The organism is Rhodococcus sp. P4_B6 (assembly GCF_056402215.1).
Genome location: NZ_JBFUHV010000047.1, coordinates 1 through 18,413 on the forward strand (window position 1 = coordinate 1; position 18,413 = coordinate 18,413).

Below are 18,413 nucleotides of genomic sequence, written 5' to 3' on the forward strand. Positions count from 1 at the left end.
CCGTGGCGGAAACGCTCGCCGTTCTGGGTGACTTCACGCTCGACGACGTCGCCGATATCAAACTCGCCGTGGACGAGGTGTGTTCGGAACTGATCGCGGCGACGCCGGGAGGTGCCGAACTGACGTGCTCCTTCGCGGTGACGGAAACCGGGTTGCACGTGACGATCAGTGCACCCCTCGCTCGACGCGGGGTGCCCAACCGGGAGAGTTTCGGTTGGCACGTGCTCGAGACGTTGATGAATGCGGTGTCGGTGTCGGAGGGACCCGTCGGTAACGGGTCTGTCGAGCGGACCGTGGCGGTGGAACTGGTCAAATACCGGGGCACCATCTAGTGTCACCGGTTTCGGAACGCAGCGAACGGCACCGTCCCGGCAGAGACGACTACAAGGACGTGGCGCCCGCGGTGGCGCGTCTGCGAACCCTGGAGGAGTCGTCGGGGGAGGCGTCCGCGCTGCGCGACGAGATCATCACACGGTGCCTTCCGCTGGCCGATCACATCGCCCGCCGGTTCGGCGGTCGCGGCGAGGCGCACGAGGACCTGCTGCAGGTCGCCCGGCTCGGGCTGGTGAAGGCGGTCGACCGCTTCGATCCGGACCGCGGCTTCGACTTCGTGTCCTACGCGGTGCCCACGATCATGGGTGAGGTTCGCCGGTACTTCCGCGACACCGGGTGGTCGATGCGGGTGCCCCGGCGCATGCAGGAACTCCACGCGTTGATTGCCAAGGCCGTCGACGAGCTGTCGCAGGAACTGGGGCGGTCACCGTCGGCCAGTGAGATCGCCGCCGAACTCGAACTCGACGTCCGGGAAGTGTCCGAGGGCCTGCTCGCGAAGAACGCCTACCAAACCTTGTCGATGGATGCGGCCATGGGAGATGACCCCGACGACCTTCCCCTCGCCGAGACACTCGGCGAAGAGGACCCGGAGCTCGCGAACGTGGAGAGTCACGCCTCGGTGCGGCCGGCGCTGGAGAAACTTCCGCCGCTCGAACGGCGAGTACTGATGTTGCGCTTCTTCGGATCGATGACCCAGACGGAAATCGCCCAGCGCGTGGGCGTCTCACAGATGCAGGTCTCGCGGATCCTGGCACGCACCCTGTCCGCGCTGCGGGAGCAGTTGGGCGGCGGCTGAGCGGACCGTATCGGCTCGTTCGACCGCTTCCGGTGAACCGGCCGCGCCCGGCGACGGGATCGGTGGACGAAGTCGGTTCCCGGGTCGAGTAAAGTCTTCTCGACGGTAGAGACAACTGCTGCGTTCGTTCAGTGGGTGTCCTGTCGGTTACACCCGGAATCCGAGGTGTATCCGAGAATGGCCGAGACTGCGGGTGAGCGCCCTGAGTCGATGTCCCCTGATCTCGACGGGGCGACGATCGCCGCCCAATTGGGCTCGTTGGCAACCGTGTTGGACGAGTTCAATCGGAACTCCGGCTCACAGGTGGAGATGGGCCTGCTGCTGCAACGGGTCTGCGAGCAGGTGGTGGACGCGATCGCCGGCGCCGACATGGCCGGAATTTCGTTGCTGCGCGACGGACACGTGGAGACCGTCGCCTTCACGGACCAGGCGGTCCGGCAGATCGACATCGAGAACTTCCAGGCCATCGATGGCGACTACTTCGGTGTCGCGGGCACACGGACGGTCGTCAAGGCGAGACTCGGGGAGGCCGCGACGCGGTGGCCGTCCCTCGCCGACAACCTCGACCAGGCCGGCATGCGCAGTTTCCTGTCCGCGCCGCTCGCCGTCGACGAGGCCCTCGCCGGGACCCTCAACATCTACGGGCAGGGCGATCACGGGTTCAGTGAACTCGACGCCGTGGTGCTCCTCGTCTACACCACGGCGATCGAGGGGTTGCTCAGGAGCGCGCGCAGCGTGGAGTTGGCCAGGAACGAGGTGACGGGCCTCACGCGGGCCATGAAGAGCCGCGCCGTCATCGAGCAGGCCAAGGGGATCGTGATGGCGCTGCGGGGTGTGTCCGCGGACCAGGCGTTCGAGATTCTCGTCGCGCAGTCGCAGCAGGAGCACGTGAAGTTGGCGGAGGTGGCGCGCCGCATCGTCGAATCGGTGACGACGAATCCGGAGTGAGGCCTGTGTGACGGTGATCAGTCGGTGGTGACCGGGGCCACGGCACCGAGGAAGGACTGCGCCCACCGGTGCACRTCGTGATCGAGCACCTGCCGGTGCAGCCGCGACATGCGGCGCCGTCCTTGCTCCCGCTCCTGGCCGAGTGCGGCCACGATCGTGTTCTTCATGACGTCGAGGTCGTGCGGGTTCACCAGGTAGGCGCCCCGGAGTTCGGCGGCGKCACCCGCGAATTCGCTGAGCACCAGCGCACCGCCCAGGTCGGCCCGGCAGGCGACGTATTCCTTCGCCACGAGATTCATTCCGTCGCGCATCGGGGTGACGAGCATGATGTCCGCGGCGAGGAACAGCGCGATCAGCTCGCTGCGATCGACCGGCTGGTAGAGGTAGTGCACCACCGGACGGCCGATCTGCCCGTGATCGCCGTTGATGTGGCTGACCTGCTCCTCGATGGAACTGCGCATCTTCATGTAGTGGTCGACGCGTTCACGGCTCGGGGTGGCGAGCTGCACCATCACGGTGTCAGAGGGGTCGAGGCGACCCTCGTCGAGCAGTTCGCCGAGCGCCGACAACCGCAGGTCGATGCCCTTCGTGTAGTCGAGCCGGTCGACGCCGAGGAGGATCTTCCGCGGGTTTCCGAGCTCCCGGCGGATCTCCGCGGCCCGTTCGACGACGGCAGGGTCGGCGGCCTGTTCGACGAGTTGCCGGGAGTCGACGGAGATGGGGAACGCACCGACCTGGACGACACGGTCATCGAGCGTCACCCGGCCGAGCGCGCCGCGCACGCCGACGCCTGCCGCGGTGGCGTCGAGTCCGAGTAGCCTGCGGGCGAGGAACAGGAAGTTGTGGGCGCCCCCGGGCAGATGGAAGCCGATGAGGTCGGCCCCGAGAAGCCCCTCCATGATCTCTTTCCGCCACGGCAGCTGCATGAACAGCTCGACCGGCGGGAACGGGATGTGCAGAAAGAATCCGATGGTCAGATCGGGGCGCATCTCCCGGAGCAGGCGCGGCACCAGCTGGAGTTGATAGTCCTGCACCCACACGGTGGCGCCCTCGGCCGCGGTGCGCGCGGTCTCCTCGGCGAAGTGGCGATTCACCTCCAGGTAGGTGTGCCACCAATCCCGGTCGAAGACCGGGGCCACCAGCACGTCGTGGTACAGCGGCCACAGCGTCGCGTTCGAGAAGCCCTCGTAGTACTGCGACACCTCGTCCGAACTCAACTCCACCGGGTACAGATCGATCCCACCGGAGACGATCGGTTCGACCTTCGTGTCGGGCACCCCCGGCCAGCCCACCCAGGAACCGCGCTCCCGGTCGAGCAGGATCGGCTCGAGGGCGGTGACGAGACCTCCGGGGCTGCGCTTCCAGCGTGTCGTTCCGTCGTCGAGTGTCTCCATGTCCACGGGCAGCCGGTTGGCGACCACCACGAAGTCGGATGTGCYGTGCGGAGCGGAATCGGTCACGCCGAGCGCCCACCCCGCTGCATTCCACCGGCAACCAGCCGGAACGCGTCCTCGAGCTCGGCGCAGAACGGGATGACCGCCGCCATGTTCATCGCTGTCAACGGCCTGCGGAGAGCGTTGTTCCCGGTGACCGCCCACGGCACGGTGAGCCGGTGCGCGCGGGCGGACATGATCTCCAGAATCGGCAGCGCCGACGCACACAGAAACTGGACGTCGGAGAGATCGAGCACGAACGGCAACCGATCGTCGATCGCTTCCTCGAGATGACTCCCGAACGATGGGAGGGTGGTGACGTCGATGTCGCCGGAGATCCGGACGACCAGGATCCCGCCGGCGCCCGGTGCGCTGTCAACGGCGAGCCGCCCGTGTTCCGGCTCGGCCGCCCAGCTGAACAGCGGCGTATTCGCGGCGGGGTCGTCGGGTGTCGGAGGCGCACTGAGAACGGATTTCATGTTGTTTCCTCACGGTCGAGCGACGAAGGAGACAGGCAGGGAGGCGCGGGAACCGTGCCCGTCCATTGCGGCTGGGGGCTCAACCGTGCAGGTCTCCGACGTTACCTCATTCCGCCGACGGTGGCAGGAGGCTTTTCGGCATCGGATTGCCGCCGCACTCCGCCGTTTCTGTTTTCGACCGCGCCACAGCGTTTCTCGCCAGGCAGCGGCGGCTCTATGTGCGGCGCCGACGCTTCTTGTGCGAACTGTCGCAGAACGGGGCGATGCTCGTCCGCCCGCACCGGCACAGCGCCACGGTGGCCCGATCGCCGCCGATCGGGTTACCTTCGGTGTCGAGGATCCGCGCCGCACCACGCACCAGGAGCGGGCCGTCGGGGCAGACGGTGATGGTCACGTCGGATTCGCCGGCCCCGGATGTGGGAATGGAGTTCATATGACCACCTTGCACTCTCGGTCGGCGTCGGGCACGGTGCCGCAACCGGGAACGTCCATGCCCTGTCCGGCGCCGCGCGGTCCCGTCAGCGGCCTCCTGTTCCCCATTCTGCGCGGAGACGCCGCCGACGCCGAGCCGTTCGTGGTGGCGGCGCGCGCTCTCGCCGCGGCGGAACGGAGCGACCCGCGTGCGTTCCTGTTCGACGAGGACGCGCAGATCTGCCTGACTGCCCTGTACGAACTGCACCTGCAGGGGATCGCCGGGGTCGACGACCGGTGGGAGTGGGACAGCGACCTGATCGCCGCCCGGTCGGCGCTGGAGGTGCCGTTCGACGCCGCTATCGGCGTGCTCGCGGGTCCGCCGACGGGCGTCGACGACGTGGTGGCGGCGTTGTGGGAGATGACCGCACCCAGCACCGCGCCGGGACTGTCCGGGTATATGGCCCATGACGCGGATCTCACCCAGTTCCGGGAACTGCTGATCCACCGCTCCCTCAACCAGCTGCGCGAGGCGGACGTGCACACGCTCGGCATTCCGCGGCTCGCGGGCGCACCGAAGGCGGCGCTGGTGGAGGTGCAGTCCGACGAATACGGCGGCGGCAGACCCGACCGCATGCACTCGGCGTTGTTCGCGACGACGATGCGCGAACTCGGACTGTCCGACGCGTACGCGCACTACGTCGACGCGGTGCCCGCCGTGACGCTGGCGTCGCTGAACGCGCTGTCCCTGTTCGGCCTCCACCGCAGTCGTCTCGGCGCCCTGGTGGGGCACCTGTGCGCGGTGGAGACCACGTCCGCGTTGCCGAGCAAGAAGTACGCCGCGGGACTGCGCCGGCTCGGGTTCGGGACGGCGGCCACCCGGTTCTTCGACGAGCACGTGGAGGCCGACTCCGTGCACGAACAGATCGTGTGCCGGGACCTCGCCGGCGGGTTGGTCGCCGCCCGGCCCGCGGCGGCCGACGACGTCCTGCTGGGGGCCGCGGCGTGTCTCGCGTTCGACGACCTGGTCGGCGACCACGTCACCCGGTGCTGGGAACGCAATCGCACGTCCCTGCGGCAACCGGCCGGGTAGCGGTCAGGTGCCGGACGCGGCGACCGCGTTCTCCAGATCGGTCAGCGACGTCTCCAGGTGCGTGATGATCCGCTGGAGGTGCGGGACGGCGTGCCGATCACCGACCACCCCGACGTCGAGCTGACCGGACCGGCTGGTGAGGGTGATGCTCAGCGCCTGACCCCCAAGGACCGTCGGCGCCGGGTACACCGCGTCCAGGCGGGCGCCGTTCCAGTACCGCGGCCGCGACGGGCCCGGCATGTAGGAGATCATGACGTTGAACGGCGGGGGAGTGTCGTCGACGAACCGGCGGACCGGTTCGAGCAGGATCGGGCTGATCGCCAGTGCGCTCATCACCTGGAACTGGGTGTGGCTCAGCGCCCCGAACACACGATTGGTGTGCTCGACCGACTCGCTGATGCGGGCGAGGCGGGCGGCCGGGTCCGCTTCGTCGGTGGCCAGCCCGACGACCATCGCGCCGACCCCGTGGTCGCGGCCGCGTGGTCCGATCATGGTGCCGCCGAGGTCGAGCGGGACCGGCAGCATCGCAGTCAACGGCGCTTCGGGCAGTGCGTACTGCTCGACGAGATAGTGACGCAGCGCCCCCGAGCACATCGCGAGCACCACCGCGTTGATCGTGGTGCGGGCGGCGGCGGCCACCGACACCAGACGCCGGATCGGCCACGACCGGGCCGCGAGTTTCCGGGCCCGGCCGACGGGGACGTTGAGCATCGTGGGCGGTGACTGCAGGGGAAGCGTCAGATGCTGGTCGCGGACACCGTCGTACGCGACTTTCGCGAGCGCGGGCAGCACCCCGACGATGCTGGTGGCGGCCCGCACCCCGGCCCGGACCGCGGCGACGGGCAGCGCGGATTCGCGCCGCGACGTGCCGGACACCCCGGGTGTCCACGGTGCGGGGCAGTCGCGGGCGTCGGGGTCTGTCGACAGGGCGTGGTGGAGGAGCCGCAGCCCCGCCGGTCCGTCCATCAGCGACAGGTGGATCTTCGAGAACACGGCCGTCCGTCCGTCCGCGAGCCCCTCGATGACGTGGATCTCCCACATCGGGTGTTGCGGATCGAGCGGCATGCCGTGCATCTGGGACACCAGCGACAGCAGGTCCTCCATGCGGCCCCGCCCCGGCACCGCCGTGTGCCGCACGTGGTAGCCGAGGTCGATGCGGTCGTCGAACGACCACCACGGGTAACTGGCGCCCCGCAGGGGGCGGACGGCGCGCCGGCGGAACGTGTCGGACGCACCCTCCTGCGAGATCAGCGCCTCGTACATGACCCGGGCGTGATCTGGTCCCGATTCGCGCGGCGGTTCGAACAGTTCGAGCGCACCCATGTGCATGGGGTGCGAGGGTGTTTCGAACAGCACGAACATCGCCTCGGTGGGACTCATCACCGACATGCAGCGCCTCTTTCTCATGCTCGGGACACGACCCCGAGCATGCCCCGGCGCATCCCACGTCTCCAGGGTAAGCAGAACATGGAAACTTCTTCCACAGGGCCGTTTTCGTGCCGCGCCTGCTCAACCCCGATCGAGCTGCGGAAACACCGTCTCGCGGGCGAGGAGCAGGACGGCGGCGGCGACGGGAATCGCGAGCAGCGCCCCGACGATGCCCAGCAGTGCCCCGCCGATGAGGACGGCGACGACGGTGACCATCGGGGGCACCTTGACGGTTCTGCCGATGATGCGGGGAACGAGGAGATAGTCCTCGAACAGGCGGAGGGCGATGAAGAAGACGATGGTCGCCAGCGACACCGGCAGCGACACGGTCAGGGCGACCAGGGCCACCACGACACCGGCGAGGGTGGAACCGACCACAGGAATCAGATCCAGCACGGCGACGAGGACGGCCAGCAACAGCGGGTAGGGGACGTCGAAGGCGACCAGCCACACGAACGTGAGGACGGCGGTGATCAGCGAGATCAGGAGGTTGCCGAGCACGTAGCCGCCGACCTTCGCGAAGATTTCGTCACCGATCAGAATCGTGCGCGGTCGCCGCGAGTTCGGGGCCAGGCGGTACAGGGAGGCCCGGATGTGCCCGAAGTCGGCGAGGAAGTACGCGGTGAGTACGACCACGATCATCATGCCGCTGATGGCGCTGAACACGAACCTGCCCGCGCCGACGATCCCGCCGAGCACCACCGGCACATTGCCCGCATCGAGCGCCCGGCGCAGTTCGTCCTGCAGATGGAAGCGGGTGCTCAGTTCCTCCAACACCGGGTAACGCTGCTCGAGGTGGCCCAGGTAGTCGGGGGCGTTGTGGACGAGAGCGCCGCCCTGCGTCACCATCGGCGGGATCGCCGCGGCGAGGAAACCGGCCAGTATCGCGAACGCGACGACGAAAACCGTTGTGACGGCTGCCCATCGGGGAAATCCGTGCCGCACCAGCCAGGACACGGCCGGTTCGAGACCGATCGCCAGGAAGGCGGCGACGGCGATGAGCACCAGCACCCCGCGGGCGGCGAGAACGACCTCGATCAGCGCGTACGTGACGGCGACACCGGCGGCCCCGGCCATGCCGATGAAGAACGGAGACCGGCGGTCGAACCGCGGGCCGGGTTTGCCCAGCGGATGCGCCGCCGTGCTGATCCGCGCCGCGCCCTGCTCCGCGGCGACGATCGGCTGCTCCTGCGCGGAGGAATGCGGTTGGGCCACGTTGTCGTCGTGGCCCCCGCCGCCACCGGTCACGGTCGTTTGACGACTCTGTCCCGCCGTCCGCCACCGGCGGCGGCGTTGCCGATGCGGGGACAGCGATCCGCGGCAGCCGGTACGGCGGGGCCGGGACCGTGCGCGCCCGGCAGTGCCGGTGTGGAGCGGCAGTAGTCGTCGATCAACTCCACCGCACGTTCCGCGCACACGGCGGGCGACGGCATCCGGCCGAGGCCGAGGCCGTCGATCACGATGACACTGCGGCGGCCCAGTCCTTCGACGCCGAGTGACCAGCCGAAGGTCCGGTTCCACGCGAGCACCGCGTTGCGACCGGGGAGATAGTGCAACCGGAACGGCAGCACGAGGACGGCGTCGAATCCGTCGCAGTCCCACCAGTCGATGGAATCGGCGTGAACGCTCCTGGCCACCGTGTGGATGTAGTCCCGAACGGTGCGGGTGTCGGCAATGCCTGTTCCGCTCTTCATCGTCCACCGCCTCAGCTGTTTGACGATCGACATACCCGGCCCCGCAACAGTTGAAACTTCACCCACCGGTGGGTGCTCGAGGGGCGCAGCGCGCCGGTCTGCGGGTAGCCTCGCCGCATGCCGTACTTGGAACGCTCGGGTGATGTGTTCGTCCTGTACTTCGGGGAGGAAGGGGAACGGGACAGCGAGAACGCCTTCCACCCGGACTGGATCGCGAGTGTCGACGGTCTCCTCGATCGGGTCGAGCAGCACGACGGCCCCGCCGCGCTGGTGACGACCGCGGTCGGAAAGTTCTACTCCACCGGTCTCGACACCGCCTGGGTCCTCGCCAACACCGACAAGCTGAACTCCTACATCGACCGTGTGCAGGCCCTGTTCGCGCGGATTCTCACCTTTCCACTGCCCACCGTGGYCGCGCTGACCGGACACACCTTCGGCGGCGGCGCCATCCTCGCGGCCGCCCACGATCACCGGGTGATGCGGGAGGATCGCGGCTACTTCTGCCTGCCGGGGATCACCATCGGGGCGAGCTACGCACCCGGCAGCATCGCGCTGCTCGCAGCCCGCCTGCCCGCGCGGGCGGTGCACACCGCCCTGGTGACCGGACAGCGGTACGGCGGCATCGCGGCGAAGGAACTCGGATTCGTCGACGAGGTCGCCTCCGAACAGCAGGTGCTCGCCGACGCCGTCGCACACGCGCAGGGACTCGTCGCGACGCGCGGGCGCACGCTCGGTGAAATCAAGTCCTCCCTCTACTCCGGCGCCGTCGCCTCGCTCCGCACCCCGGTCGTGAACCTCGAGACGCAGGAGGCGTTGAACGGCGGCTGACGAGTCACCACGCACTTCGAGGGGTGTCTTCCGGGAAAACGGGTACTACTCCCGCGAGGAACGGGGCGTCGGGCATCCGTTCCCACCGGCACCCCGGAGGCGACCACCATGAAACGCGTACTGACACTTGTCCTGTCGATCCTACTGGCCGCCTTCGCGCTGGTCGCGTGCGGAAACGGCAGCGACGACTCGTCCGCTTCCTCCGAATCGGAGCACGGCGGGGACCACATGATGACCGACATGCCGTCGATGCCGATGTCCATGCCTGCGGGTGCACGGGAGATCGTGATCAGCGACTTCAAGTACACGCTGCCCGGCACGTTCGCGCCGGGAGAGCAGGTCACCGTCCGCAACGACGACACCGCCGAACACACCGTGACCGCAGACACCGGCGACCTGTTCGACGTGGAGGTCGAACCGGGTGCGACCGCGACGTTCACGGTGCCCGGGCAGCCGGGCACTTTCGCCTTCCACTGCACCTACCACCCGAACATGGTGGGGACGCTCGAAGTTCGGTGACCCCCGTCAGTCCAGCGGCTCGATGCGGAACACCTCGCACCGGTCGGCGGCGGCCGCGAACGCCTCCGGAGAGGAGTTCGCGACCGTCCCTGCCTTCAGGAACATGGTGACCCCGTGCGGCACCCGGATCGGGAACTCGCGAAGGATCCGGGCCCGCTCCGATACCGGCAACGCGACCAGGCGAACACGCTCGCGGTGGCGCCCGCGGGTCAGTTCCCCGCGCCCGGCCGCCCGGGCGTTCTTCGCCCAATCCGATTCGGCGTACCCGGCGACGACGTAGGTGTGGCCGTCCACCTCGTACGGCGAGACCGGCGTCGACCGCGGCACCCCCGTCGTCCGGCCCGGGACGGTGAGCGCCGGCATCGGCATCGGCACCCCCAGCCGGTGCAGGCCGACGATCACCCTGTTGACGTGGGCGAGATACCACGGCGGCAGCACTCTCCCGGTCCGGCGCACCATGCCTCGACTATTCCGAACCCGCCGCTGCCGTGGCAACCACCTCGGGCACATGTTCCCAGCCAGGCACCTCGGCCCAGGCGTGTCGAGCAGCCCGGGCACGGGCGAGGAGGCGGTCACACAGGATTCGATGCCCAAGGACCGGCGACGGGGGACCTTCGGCCCTGCCCGCGCCGACGAAGCAGCGAGATGGTGGAACCATGGGCTACGAAGTCGAACTGGTCGAAGTCGACGCAACCCCGGCGGCCGTGGTCCGGGGCCATGTCGACTGGGACCGCCTCGGCGACTTTCTCGGGCCCGCATTCGGTGAGGTGGTCGCGGTCGCCGACAAACAGGGACGGCGCATCTCCGGGGCCCCGTTCGCGCGGTACCGCGAGTCTGCGGACGGACAGTGCGATATCGAAGCCGGATTCCCCCTCAGTGGCCGCATCACCGCCCGCGGACAGGTCGAACCGACGGCACTGCAGGGCGGCACCGTCGCCACGACAGTCCACGTGGGCGACTACCGAGGAGTGTGCGCCGCCTACGGCGCGGCCGCGCACTGGATCTCCGCCCACGGCTACGCCGTCTCCGGTGACCCCTGGGAGTGCTACCTCGACGGTCCCCGGACTGCGGCACGCCACACGGAAGTGTTCTTCCCCTGCTGCGACCGCAACGAGCGCTGACCGCCGCCGCACAGACCATCCGACGAGGACGAACGATGACAACCCGCGAACCTGCACCGCATTCACTCACCCCGAGCGCCGCGGCCGATACCGAACCTCGACCATTGCCGCTGAGGGTGGCCGCCCCGCGACTCGCCCGCTGCGCCGCACGAACGGCATACCTGATCGCGCGCCGCCGCCTTCACCAACCAACCCGAAACAAGGGCCGGCGGATGACCTTCGCCGACGGCACCACCGGCACCGTCTACCGGGAAACCGTTGCGGACGGTGCCCCTCTCGCCGACCCGGTAGTCCTCGTCGTGTCCTTCCGGCTGCGCGGAGTCCACGGCCGTGGCCACGCCCTCTTCCGGGCGGAAAGCGTGCTCAACACCCCCCTGTTCGCCGGATTCCCCGGCTTCGTCTCCAAGCTGTGGCTGACGGCAGACGAAGACGAGAGATACCGGGGTTTCTATCAGTGGGACGGCGCCCGGGCCGCCGACGACTACGTGAGCGCGCTGTGGTGGCCCCTGGCCCTGGTGAGCCACCGCGCTTCGATCCGATACCGCGTGCTGCCCGGAACACGACGCGACGAGGTCCTCGCAGACTCCGCCGCACCCGACGCGAGCACCGGCCCCACCTGCGGGCCCTGGTGGCGACTGGTCCGAACGGGAAGTCGATCGCGATGACCCCACACGGCGGCGAGCACTTCACGCCCGCGTGATCGAGGTCGAATGAGGCACGAACCTCCACTCCGCCCACACCGCCGGGTCCGTCGAGTGGCTGGAGATGATCGGCGCACCACCCGGCTAGCCCAGGCTGACGGTGCAGCCCGGCCGCAGTTCGACGACCCGGTCACGGCACATGATCTCGATCGGTCGCTGGTTTCCGGCGCCGGCGCTGACCTCGACCTGCCTCCCTCTGACCTCCAACCACAGCTGGTGTCCACGGTACGAGATCGGAAACACCAGCGCGCCCATCGTCTCCGGCCACTGTGGGCCGAGAACCAGTCGATCGCCGCGTGTTTCGAGGCCGGTGAAACACCGCTGAAGTAGATCGATGCTGCCTGCCATGGCAGCCAGGTGAATGCCCTCCGCGGTCGTACCGCCCTGGATGTCCGCGATATCGGAGGCGAGCACCCTCTCGAAGTAGTCCATCGCCTTGTCGCGGTTGGCGCGGGCCAGTACCCACGAGTGCACGACCGCGCTCAAGGTCGAGCCGTGCGAGGTTCGGGCGAGGTAGTAGTCGATGGTCCGCGGGATGGCGTCCGGTTCGAATCGATACGTCAGGAGCCCGAACAGATCCCGCAGTTCGTCGGCGGAGAGGAGGTAGAACAACATCAGCACATCGGCCTGCTTGGAGGCCCGGTACCGGTTGACGTCGTCGCCCTCGGCCTCGAGTATGCGGTCGAGCCGCTGGATGTCGCCGTACCGCTCGCGGTAGCGGTCCCAGTCGAGTTCGGTCAGATCGCCGTAGCCCTCGAATTGGCTGATCACCTGATCGTGGAAGGGAACGAACATGCGGCGGCTGATGTCCGACCACCGGGCAATCTCCTGCGAGTCCAGGTGGAGGCTGTCGACGAGGTCTGCCCGGTTCGGGGCCGGAACGGCATCGAGTGCTTCGATGGCGCGCAGAATCACCCACACCGCCATGACATTGGTGTATGCGTTGTTGTCGACACCGTCGTAGGGTGCGTCGGGATAGCCGGAATGGAATTCGTCCGGTCCGACGACGCCGCGGATGATGTACCGGGACCGCGCTCGATCGTACGATGCCAGGCTGGCGAAGAATCGGGCGATCTCCACCAGCATCTCGGCGCCGAAATCCCCGAGGAACTCCAGGTCACCGGTGACCTGGTAGTACTGCCACACGTTGTACGCGATCGCGATGCCGATGTGGTGTTGGCGCCAGCTGGGGTCGGGCAGCCAGCGCCCGGATCGTGGATTGAGGTGCAGTTGCTGGCTTTCCTCACGCCCGTCGCTGCCCGACTGCCACGGGAACATCGCACCCCGGTACCCGGCGGCGCTCGCCGCGCGGCGGGCCTCGGGGAGGCGACGGTACCGGTAGTGCAGCAGCGACCGGGTCAGTGCGGGAACTCGCAGATTCAAGACGGGGAAGACGAAGAGTTCGTCCCAGAAAATGTGGCCCCGGTACGCCTCGCCGTGCAAACCACGAGCCGGGACACCCACGTCCAGGTCTGCGGTGTTCCGGGAAACCGTCTGCAGCAGGTGCAGTAGGTGGAACCGCACGATCCGCGATGCGTCTTCGTGGCCGGCGAGGTCGATTCCCACCCGGTCCCACAGGTGCTCCCACGCCAGCACGTGACCGTCGAGCAGTTCGTCGAATCTGCCCAACCCAGGCAGCCAGCGGGTAGCTTCGTCGCCGGGGTCGGAGATCGCGTGATCGCGCCCGGTGAACAGGGTCACCGTCTTCTCGATCGTGACTGGGCGCCCCGTCGCGATGTCGACGGTGATGTCGTGTCCGGTTCTTCCGTCGCGGTCGAAGAACCGGTCGTGGCTGTTGCAGGGCTTACCGTCGAACCACACCGTGGTCCGTGCCGCCATCGCCACCGGGATGCGGGAGCGGTTCGTCTGCATGGTCAGTAGGACCGCATCGGGCGGCAGCTCGGCGGCGTGTACTCGTTCGAGGTGGTCGCTGGCGAGGTCTCGATACCTGTCGACGAGGGTGTTCCGCACCGAACCGTCTAGAGCCGAACGGAATTCGACCGTGYCGGACCAGTCTTCGGCCACGATCGTCGTCTGGAGCGCACAGACGTGGGGGAGATGCATTGCGACGAAACGGCGTTGGACGACCGAGGTCGTCCGCCCGTCCCGATCGCGGTACCRCAACCTGCGGGTGAGCACCGACCGGCGGAGGTCGAGATACTGGCGGTAGTCGAGCAATTCGACCGCTTCGAGATCGAACCACGGTCCGCCGTCGATGCGGAACGTCGTCGTCAGCCAGTTCGGCACATTCACCAGGCTTTCGTTCACCAGGGCCGTGCCCGAATGCTCCTCACTCAAACGGTTGTAGACGCCCGCGACGTAGGTGCCCGGATAGTGGCCCGGTCCGGCGGGAGCTTCGGGTGCACAGCCGCGCGTGGCGAAGAATCCGTTACCCACCGTGCAGACAGCCTCGCGAAGTTTTTCGGTCGCGGGGGAGTAGCCGTCGAAGAAGAGGATCCATCCCCCGGCCCGCGATGCGTCCGCGGGGTCTCGGTCGAGCAGATCCGCCAGTCGCTCGAGCAGTTCCCGAACCTGTGTCGGGGCGTTCACCGCGAACTGCGCCGCGGATCGCCGATCTGCGGCCTCCCGGCTCCGGACCACAATGCCCACCCCCTCGGCCGACACCGCGTCGAAAGCGTCCTCATCCGTCAGGTCGTCGCCGATGTAGATCGGCAGCGCCGACCCAGCATCGACGACGTGCTCGAGTATCCATTGCAATGCCCGGCCCTTGTCCCACTCGACGTCGGGGCGCAGTTCGATCACCTTCCGTCCACCGGTGACCCGGAGCGCCACTTCCCCGCCTCCGACGTCGTACACCGCCGCCGCGACCTCGTCGACGTGCTCGGCCGGCACGTTCCGGTAGTGAACCGCGACGGTGAACCGCTTGCGTTCGACGAGCACACCCGGAATGTGCTGCAGACGCTCCACCAGGACCGGGGCCACCCGGTCGAGGACAGGAACGGCGACGAGCGCGCCGGGATTCTCGTACCTCTGGCCCGCGGGCCCGGCGAGTTCGAAGCCGTGGCTGCCCGCGTACCAGATCCCGGACATGCCGACCCGTTCCCGGACATCCGCGAGGTCACGGCCGCTGATCACGGCGACGGGACATTCGGCGGCCAATCGGGACAGTGCGGCTGCCGCTCCGTCGACGACGGCAGCGGCGGCCGGATCGGGCACGATGTCCGCCAGTGTGCCGTCGAAATCGAGAAAGATCGCCGGCCTGCGCACACGCAGGAGCGCGGTGAGCTCGTGACGGGAGGTCATCGCGTCGGGAATCTCGGAGAGCCGGCGATCGCACGCGCGGAGTTCGACCTCGGACGGGTTCCCGACCACCACGTCGGCGCCCCGACTTCGCAACACATCGGTCCGTTCCGACCGGCCGACGGCGACCACCAGAGCGAACCCGGCTCGGCTCGCGTCCGCTACAGAGTCCTCGCAGGCGGTGACCACCACCGCACTCGCGAGCGGTGCACCGAGCTGGGCCGCGGCGTTCCGCGGAGCGGCCTCGTCGACCCCGATCGGAAACAGGTCATCGATTCCCACGGCAGCGAGCACGTCCTTCACATCGCCACCCGCCGAGAACACCGCAGTCCCGACCCCGAGACCCCGCAACCGGCGCACCAGAGCCACAGTCGATTCGACGCACGGCACACCGTCACGCGCGATGCGCGCCCGGAAGTGTTGTCTTACGCGTGCGCACAGTCCTGCAACGGTATGTTCATCCGCCGCCGCGCCGCGCACCCCCCGCGAAAGGGATACGCCCCGGGATGTCAAGAAGTCGGTGATTCCCGCCGCTGTCGTCCGCCCCTCGAAGAACCGGTGGTAGTCGCGGTCGCGGAACGGACCGCGGTCCACACCGCCCTCGCCTGCGCGCCGGGACAGGAAGGCGTCGAGAACGTCAGCGCATGCTGCGGTTCTCGCCGCCTCGGTGTCGACGACCACGTCGAGATCGAAGATGACTGCGCCGTGGTGACGCAGATCGATCAGCGGCCGGGTCACGGTCTCAGCCTCCATCGCACGCGAGCATGTTCGCCTGTTTTCCATTGACACCAGCGTTGGGCACAGCGACCGTCGAACGGGGGTCACGTGGGAAGAACGGGACACCGGTCACGGCGCTTTCCACATCGTGCGGACAGTACCCCTCGATTCGACCCCACCATCGTCTCCTTGCACTAGGGTCCACAGTCCTCGAACACGCCGACCGGCAACCGAGACCCGGAGTGGTGATCCGTGAAACCCGGCAGGACCGTCGCGCTCGTTCTCGGCTGCCTGTGCGCTCCGCCAGGAAAGCGCCGACCGACAGGTACCCGCGTGCACGCATGCCAGAGCGCGGTCCGCGGCGAGGCCATGAGGTCAACCATCAAATCGGACATAGTCGTACCTTCCGAACGCTCGAAGCATCGATGCCAAATCGGTACATAGTCGCAGGTCGGCGCGCGAACCCGAGGACTTCTTCGCGTTACTCCTCCAAATCAGCCTGGCGGCGAGGGTGACACGGCGAACGGTTCCACGTCGGCCTCGACCGGATCCCGTTGGCAGGCCGGACCGCGCTGCTGCAGGCCGCACGCGACGGCGTCCGCGAACCGGCCATCACAGCCCAAGGCATTGATGATCCGCCATTGTGCGACAAGAACATCGAAATCGACACGGGCACGGTCCGGCTTGCAGGACACCTGACCATCCCGGAAGACCCCATCGGGATGGTCGTGTTCGCGCACGGCAGCGGCAGCAGCCGACACAGCCCCCGCAACCGCTACGTCGCCGACATCCTGAACCGAGCCGGACTCGCCACACTCCTGTTCGACCTCCTCTGCGTCGGCGAAGGAGGCGATCGAACCCTGGTGTTCGACATCGACCTCCTCTCGGAGCGACTGGTCGACCCGACCTCGCGGGCGAGTGCCTGAGGAAAGTGCAGACCTGCACCCTGTTGATCGTCGGTTTCCTCGACCTCAATCGCCGGGCACAGGCCGCGATCCCCGGCAACAGCCGCATCGAGATCGTTCCGGGTGCCACGCACCAGTTCGAGGAGCCGGGCACTCTCGAACAGGTCGCGGCCGTGGCTCGCGGCTGGTTCACGACCTATCTGCCGTCCCAGGCAGCCGGGTACGCGGGGCCTCATCCACGCTAGGCGCCGATCTCGGGCATCGCCATCCGGGCCGGGCACGGTCGAGGAGCGTGAGCCGCCGCTCGCTCCGGCAACAACAGGGAGGACAGATCCCGTCGGATCAGACGCGGACCCGTTTCTGCCGAGTGTCGCGGGGTTCGGCGTAATCGTCGAGAACCTTGCGCATGGCCGCGATTGCCCTCCGACGGTTCTCGGAATCCGAGATCCGCGCGAGTTGGTGCTTGAGACCGACCGCAAAATCGGCGTAGTCGTTCTGCCAGTCGCGGCCGACCAATTGAGCCGCATCCGAACGCGCGGTGCCGACCAGCTTCGCCGGGGTGCCGGACTGCAGCTGGTAACTTTCTCCGATCGCCGGGATGATGACGGTAAGCGAAGGATCGTGCTCTGTGACCAGTTCGGCCGGCGCCGCCGCTGCCCCCGGCTCCCCGTGCGTCAGGAACAAGCTGCCCGAGATCGGCTTCCGCTCCGTGATCCACGTCAGAAGTTCGGTCTGGTCGGCATGGGCGGAATAGCTGTCGATCCGCCGGACATGGGCTCGAACATTGAGGTCGGTTCCCGAAATGCGCACGCGCTCTGCGCCTTCGAGCAGCACACGTCCAAGCGATCCTTGTGCCTGGAACCCGACGAACAGGATCGTGGAATCCCGGCGATGCAGATTGTGCTCGAGGTGATGGCGAATGCGTCCGGCCTCGCACATGCCCGAGGCCGCAACGACGATGCCCCCCCGACATGTTGTTGATCCGCATGGAAGCGGAAGCGTCATCTACATAGTGGATCGCGGGATGGTGGAAGACATCCTTGCCGCCGAGATCCTCGAGTTCGGATGCATGTCTGGCGAAGACACTGGTCGCACGGTTGGCTAGTGGTGAGTCGACGGAGACCGGCACGTGGGGGATGCGATTCTGGTCGGCGAGATACGCGATATCGAGTAAGAGTTCCTCGGTGCGCTCGAGTGCGAAGGCGGGGATCACCAGATTGCCGCCGCGGGCGATGGCCGTGTTGATTTCTTCTTCGAACAGGTCGCGTCGCTGGGCGAGGGTGAGTTGCGCCCGCGTTCGGCTGCCGTAGGTCGATTCGCAGACGACGTAGTCCATCCCTGAAGGCCCCTCAGGATCTGCGTGGAACGCCTTTTCGTCGCTCTGCCTCGAACTCTTGGATCCGCCCGGCGTCGGCGAGCATGTATTCCAGGAGGTCGGCGGATTGGTCGGTGCAAAATATCGGTCCCTCGTAGCTCTGTGCCACCAGTTTGGGCAGCAGTCCACAATGATCGATATGGGCGTGGATGAGGACGACGGCGTCAACGGTGTCCGGCGCGAAGGCGAAAGCCCCGCAGTTCAGCGTCGCGAGGCTGCGTGATCCCTGGAACAGTCCGCAGTCCACCAGGATGCGCCGGTCCTCGAACGTAAATTCCATGCACGAGCCGGTTACCGTCTTCGCGGCGCCGTGAGGGTCACGTGATTCGCCATGGGAGCCTCGTCTGAGGCGGCTTGGTTCTGGCCGAAAT

The 18,413-nt window shown here is 67.8% G+C and carries 16 protein-coding genes and 2 pseudogenes; 9 read left to right on the top strand and 9 right to left on the bottom strand.

What is annotated here, in order from left to right:
• The first annotated feature begins 2 nt into the window (after positions 1-2).
• From AC1DWT_RS22230 to AC1DWT_RS22240, 3 genes are all read left to right on the top strand, one after another.
• Entirely contained in the window at positions 3-332 is a 330-nt protein-coding gene (locus tag AC1DWT_RS22230) for an ATP-binding protein (protein WP_477922225.1), read from the top strand.
• On the top strand, positions 332-1,129 hold the full coding sequence (locus AC1DWT_RS22235; RefSeq protein ID WP_072946235.1) for a SigB/SigF/SigG family RNA polymerase sigma factor: 798 nt from the start codon (positions 332-334) through the stop codon (positions 1,127-1,129). The genes AC1DWT_RS22230 and AC1DWT_RS22235 overlap by 1 nt, the downstream gene beginning before the upstream one ends.
• Positions 1,130-1,306: 177 nt before the next feature.
• Positions 1,307-2,077: a GAF and ANTAR domain-containing protein gene (locus tag AC1DWT_RS22240; RefSeq protein ID WP_206012296.1), complete on the top strand. Its 771-nt coding sequence runs from the start codon at positions 1,307-1,309 to the stop codon at positions 2,075-2,077.
• A 17-nt stretch (positions 2,078-2,094) separates the two neighbouring features.
• On the opposite strand, the gene AC1DWT_RS22245 is transcribed toward AC1DWT_RS22240, so the two are convergent.
• The 3 genes from AC1DWT_RS22245 to AC1DWT_RS22255 all read right to left on the bottom strand — a co-directional run bounded on the left by AC1DWT_RS22245 (position 2,095) and on the right by AC1DWT_RS22255 (position 4,422).
• Positions 2,095-3,537 carry an alpha,alpha-trehalose-phosphate synthase (UDP-forming) gene (locus AC1DWT_RS22245; RefSeq protein ID WP_477922228.1) on the bottom strand — a complete coding sequence of 481 codons (1,443 nt, stop codon included), beginning with the start codon at positions 3,535-3,537 and terminating at the stop codon, positions 2,095-2,097.
• Entirely contained in the window at positions 3,534-3,989 is a 456-nt protein-coding gene (locus tag AC1DWT_RS22250; protein ID WP_072946238.1) for an STAS domain-containing protein, read from the bottom strand. The genes AC1DWT_RS22245 and AC1DWT_RS22250 overlap by 4 nt, the downstream gene beginning before the upstream one ends.
• Positions 3,990-4,203: 214 nt before the next feature.
• On the bottom strand, positions 4,204-4,422 hold the full coding sequence (locus AC1DWT_RS22255) for a CDGSH iron-sulfur domain-containing protein (protein ID WP_072946239.1): 219 nt from the start codon (positions 4,420-4,422) through the stop codon (positions 4,204-4,206).
• Between AC1DWT_RS22255 and AC1DWT_RS22260 the strand changes: the two genes are divergently transcribed.
• Entirely contained in the window at positions 4,423-5,493 is a 1,071-nt protein-coding gene (locus tag AC1DWT_RS22260) for an iron-containing redox enzyme family protein (RefSeq protein WP_095864163.1), read from the top strand.
• 3 nt (positions 5,494-5,496) lie between these two features.
• Here the strand turns inward: AC1DWT_RS22260 and AC1DWT_RS22265 are convergent, their stop codons facing one another.
• The 3 genes from AC1DWT_RS22265 to AC1DWT_RS22275 form a co-directional block, all read right to left on the bottom strand.
• A complete protein-coding gene (locus AC1DWT_RS22265; RefSeq protein ID WP_095864164.1) occupies positions 5,497-6,882 on the bottom strand; it encodes a WS/DGAT/MGAT family O-acyltransferase in 1,386 nt (461 codons plus the stop codon).
• 120 nt (positions 6,883-7,002) lie between these two features.
• The gene (locus AC1DWT_RS22270) at positions 7,003-8,169 is read right to left on the bottom strand and encodes an AI-2E family transporter (RefSeq protein WP_095864165.1); all 1,167 of its coding nucleotides are present in this window, start codon (positions 8,167-8,169) and stop codon (positions 7,003-7,005) included.
• Positions 8,166-8,615: a DUF6292 family protein gene (locus tag AC1DWT_RS22275; RefSeq protein WP_095864346.1), complete on the bottom strand. Its 450-nt coding sequence runs from the start codon at positions 8,613-8,615 to the stop codon at positions 8,166-8,168. Before AC1DWT_RS22275 ends, AC1DWT_RS22270 begins: the two co-directional genes overlap by 4 nt.
• 117 nt (positions 8,616-8,732) lie before the next feature.
• Here AC1DWT_RS22275 and AC1DWT_RS22280 point away from each other — a divergent pair, with 117 nt between their 5' ends.
• Together AC1DWT_RS22280 and AC1DWT_RS22285 are read left to right on the top strand one after the other, a co-directional pair.
• Positions 8,733-9,443 carry an enoyl-CoA hydratase/isomerase family protein gene (locus AC1DWT_RS22280; protein WP_477922231.1) on the top strand — a complete coding sequence of 237 codons (711 nt, stop codon included), beginning with the start codon at positions 8,733-8,735 and terminating at the stop codon, positions 9,441-9,443.
• A gap of 108 nt (positions 9,444-9,551) precedes the next feature.
• Positions 9,552-9,962 (top strand): cupredoxin domain-containing protein, encoded by a 411-nt coding sequence (locus tag AC1DWT_RS22285; protein WP_072946244.1) that lies wholly within the window; start codon positions 9,552-9,554, stop codon positions 9,960-9,962.
• 6 nt (positions 9,963-9,968) lie between these two features.
• On the opposite strand, the gene AC1DWT_RS22290 is transcribed toward AC1DWT_RS22285, so the two are convergent.
• On the bottom strand, positions 9,969-10,421 hold the full coding sequence (locus tag AC1DWT_RS22290) for a nitroreductase/quinone reductase family protein (RefSeq protein WP_072946245.1): 453 nt from the start codon (positions 10,419-10,421) through the stop codon (positions 9,969-9,971).
• Between the two features lie 197 nt (positions 10,422-10,618).
• Here AC1DWT_RS22290 and AC1DWT_RS22295 point away from each other — a divergent pair, with 197 nt between their 5' ends.
• Complete coding sequence (locus AC1DWT_RS22295; RefSeq protein ID WP_095864166.1) at positions 10,619-11,083, top strand: GyrI-like domain-containing protein; 465 nt, start codon at positions 10,619-10,621, stop codon at positions 11,081-11,083.
• Positions 11,084-11,118: 35 nt separating this feature from the next.
• A complete protein-coding gene (locus AC1DWT_RS22300) occupies positions 11,119-11,748 on the top strand; it encodes a YdhR family protein (RefSeq protein WP_241031210.1) in 630 nt (209 codons plus the stop codon).
• 120 nt (positions 11,749-11,868) lie between these two features.
• Here the strand turns inward: AC1DWT_RS22300 and otsB are convergent, their stop codons facing one another.
• Positions 11,869-15,798 (bottom strand): trehalose-phosphatase, encoded by a 3,930-nt coding sequence (gene otsB, locus AC1DWT_RS22305; protein ID WP_477922236.1) that lies wholly within the window; start codon positions 15,796-15,798, stop codon positions 11,869-11,871.
• Positions 15,799-16,331: 533 nt separating this feature from the next.
• Between otsB and AC1DWT_RS22310 the strand changes: the two are divergent.
• Positions 16,332-16,912 (top strand): annotated as a pseudogene (locus AC1DWT_RS22310) (phosphoribosyltransferase); the annotation flags it as partial.
• 97 nt (positions 16,913-17,009) lie between these two features.
• Here AC1DWT_RS22310 and AC1DWT_RS22315 read toward each other — a convergent pair.
• Positions 17,010-18,322 (bottom strand): annotated as a pseudogene (locus AC1DWT_RS22315) (MBL fold metallo-hydrolase RNA specificity domain-containing protein).
• Positions 18,323-18,413: the final 91 nt, after the last annotated feature.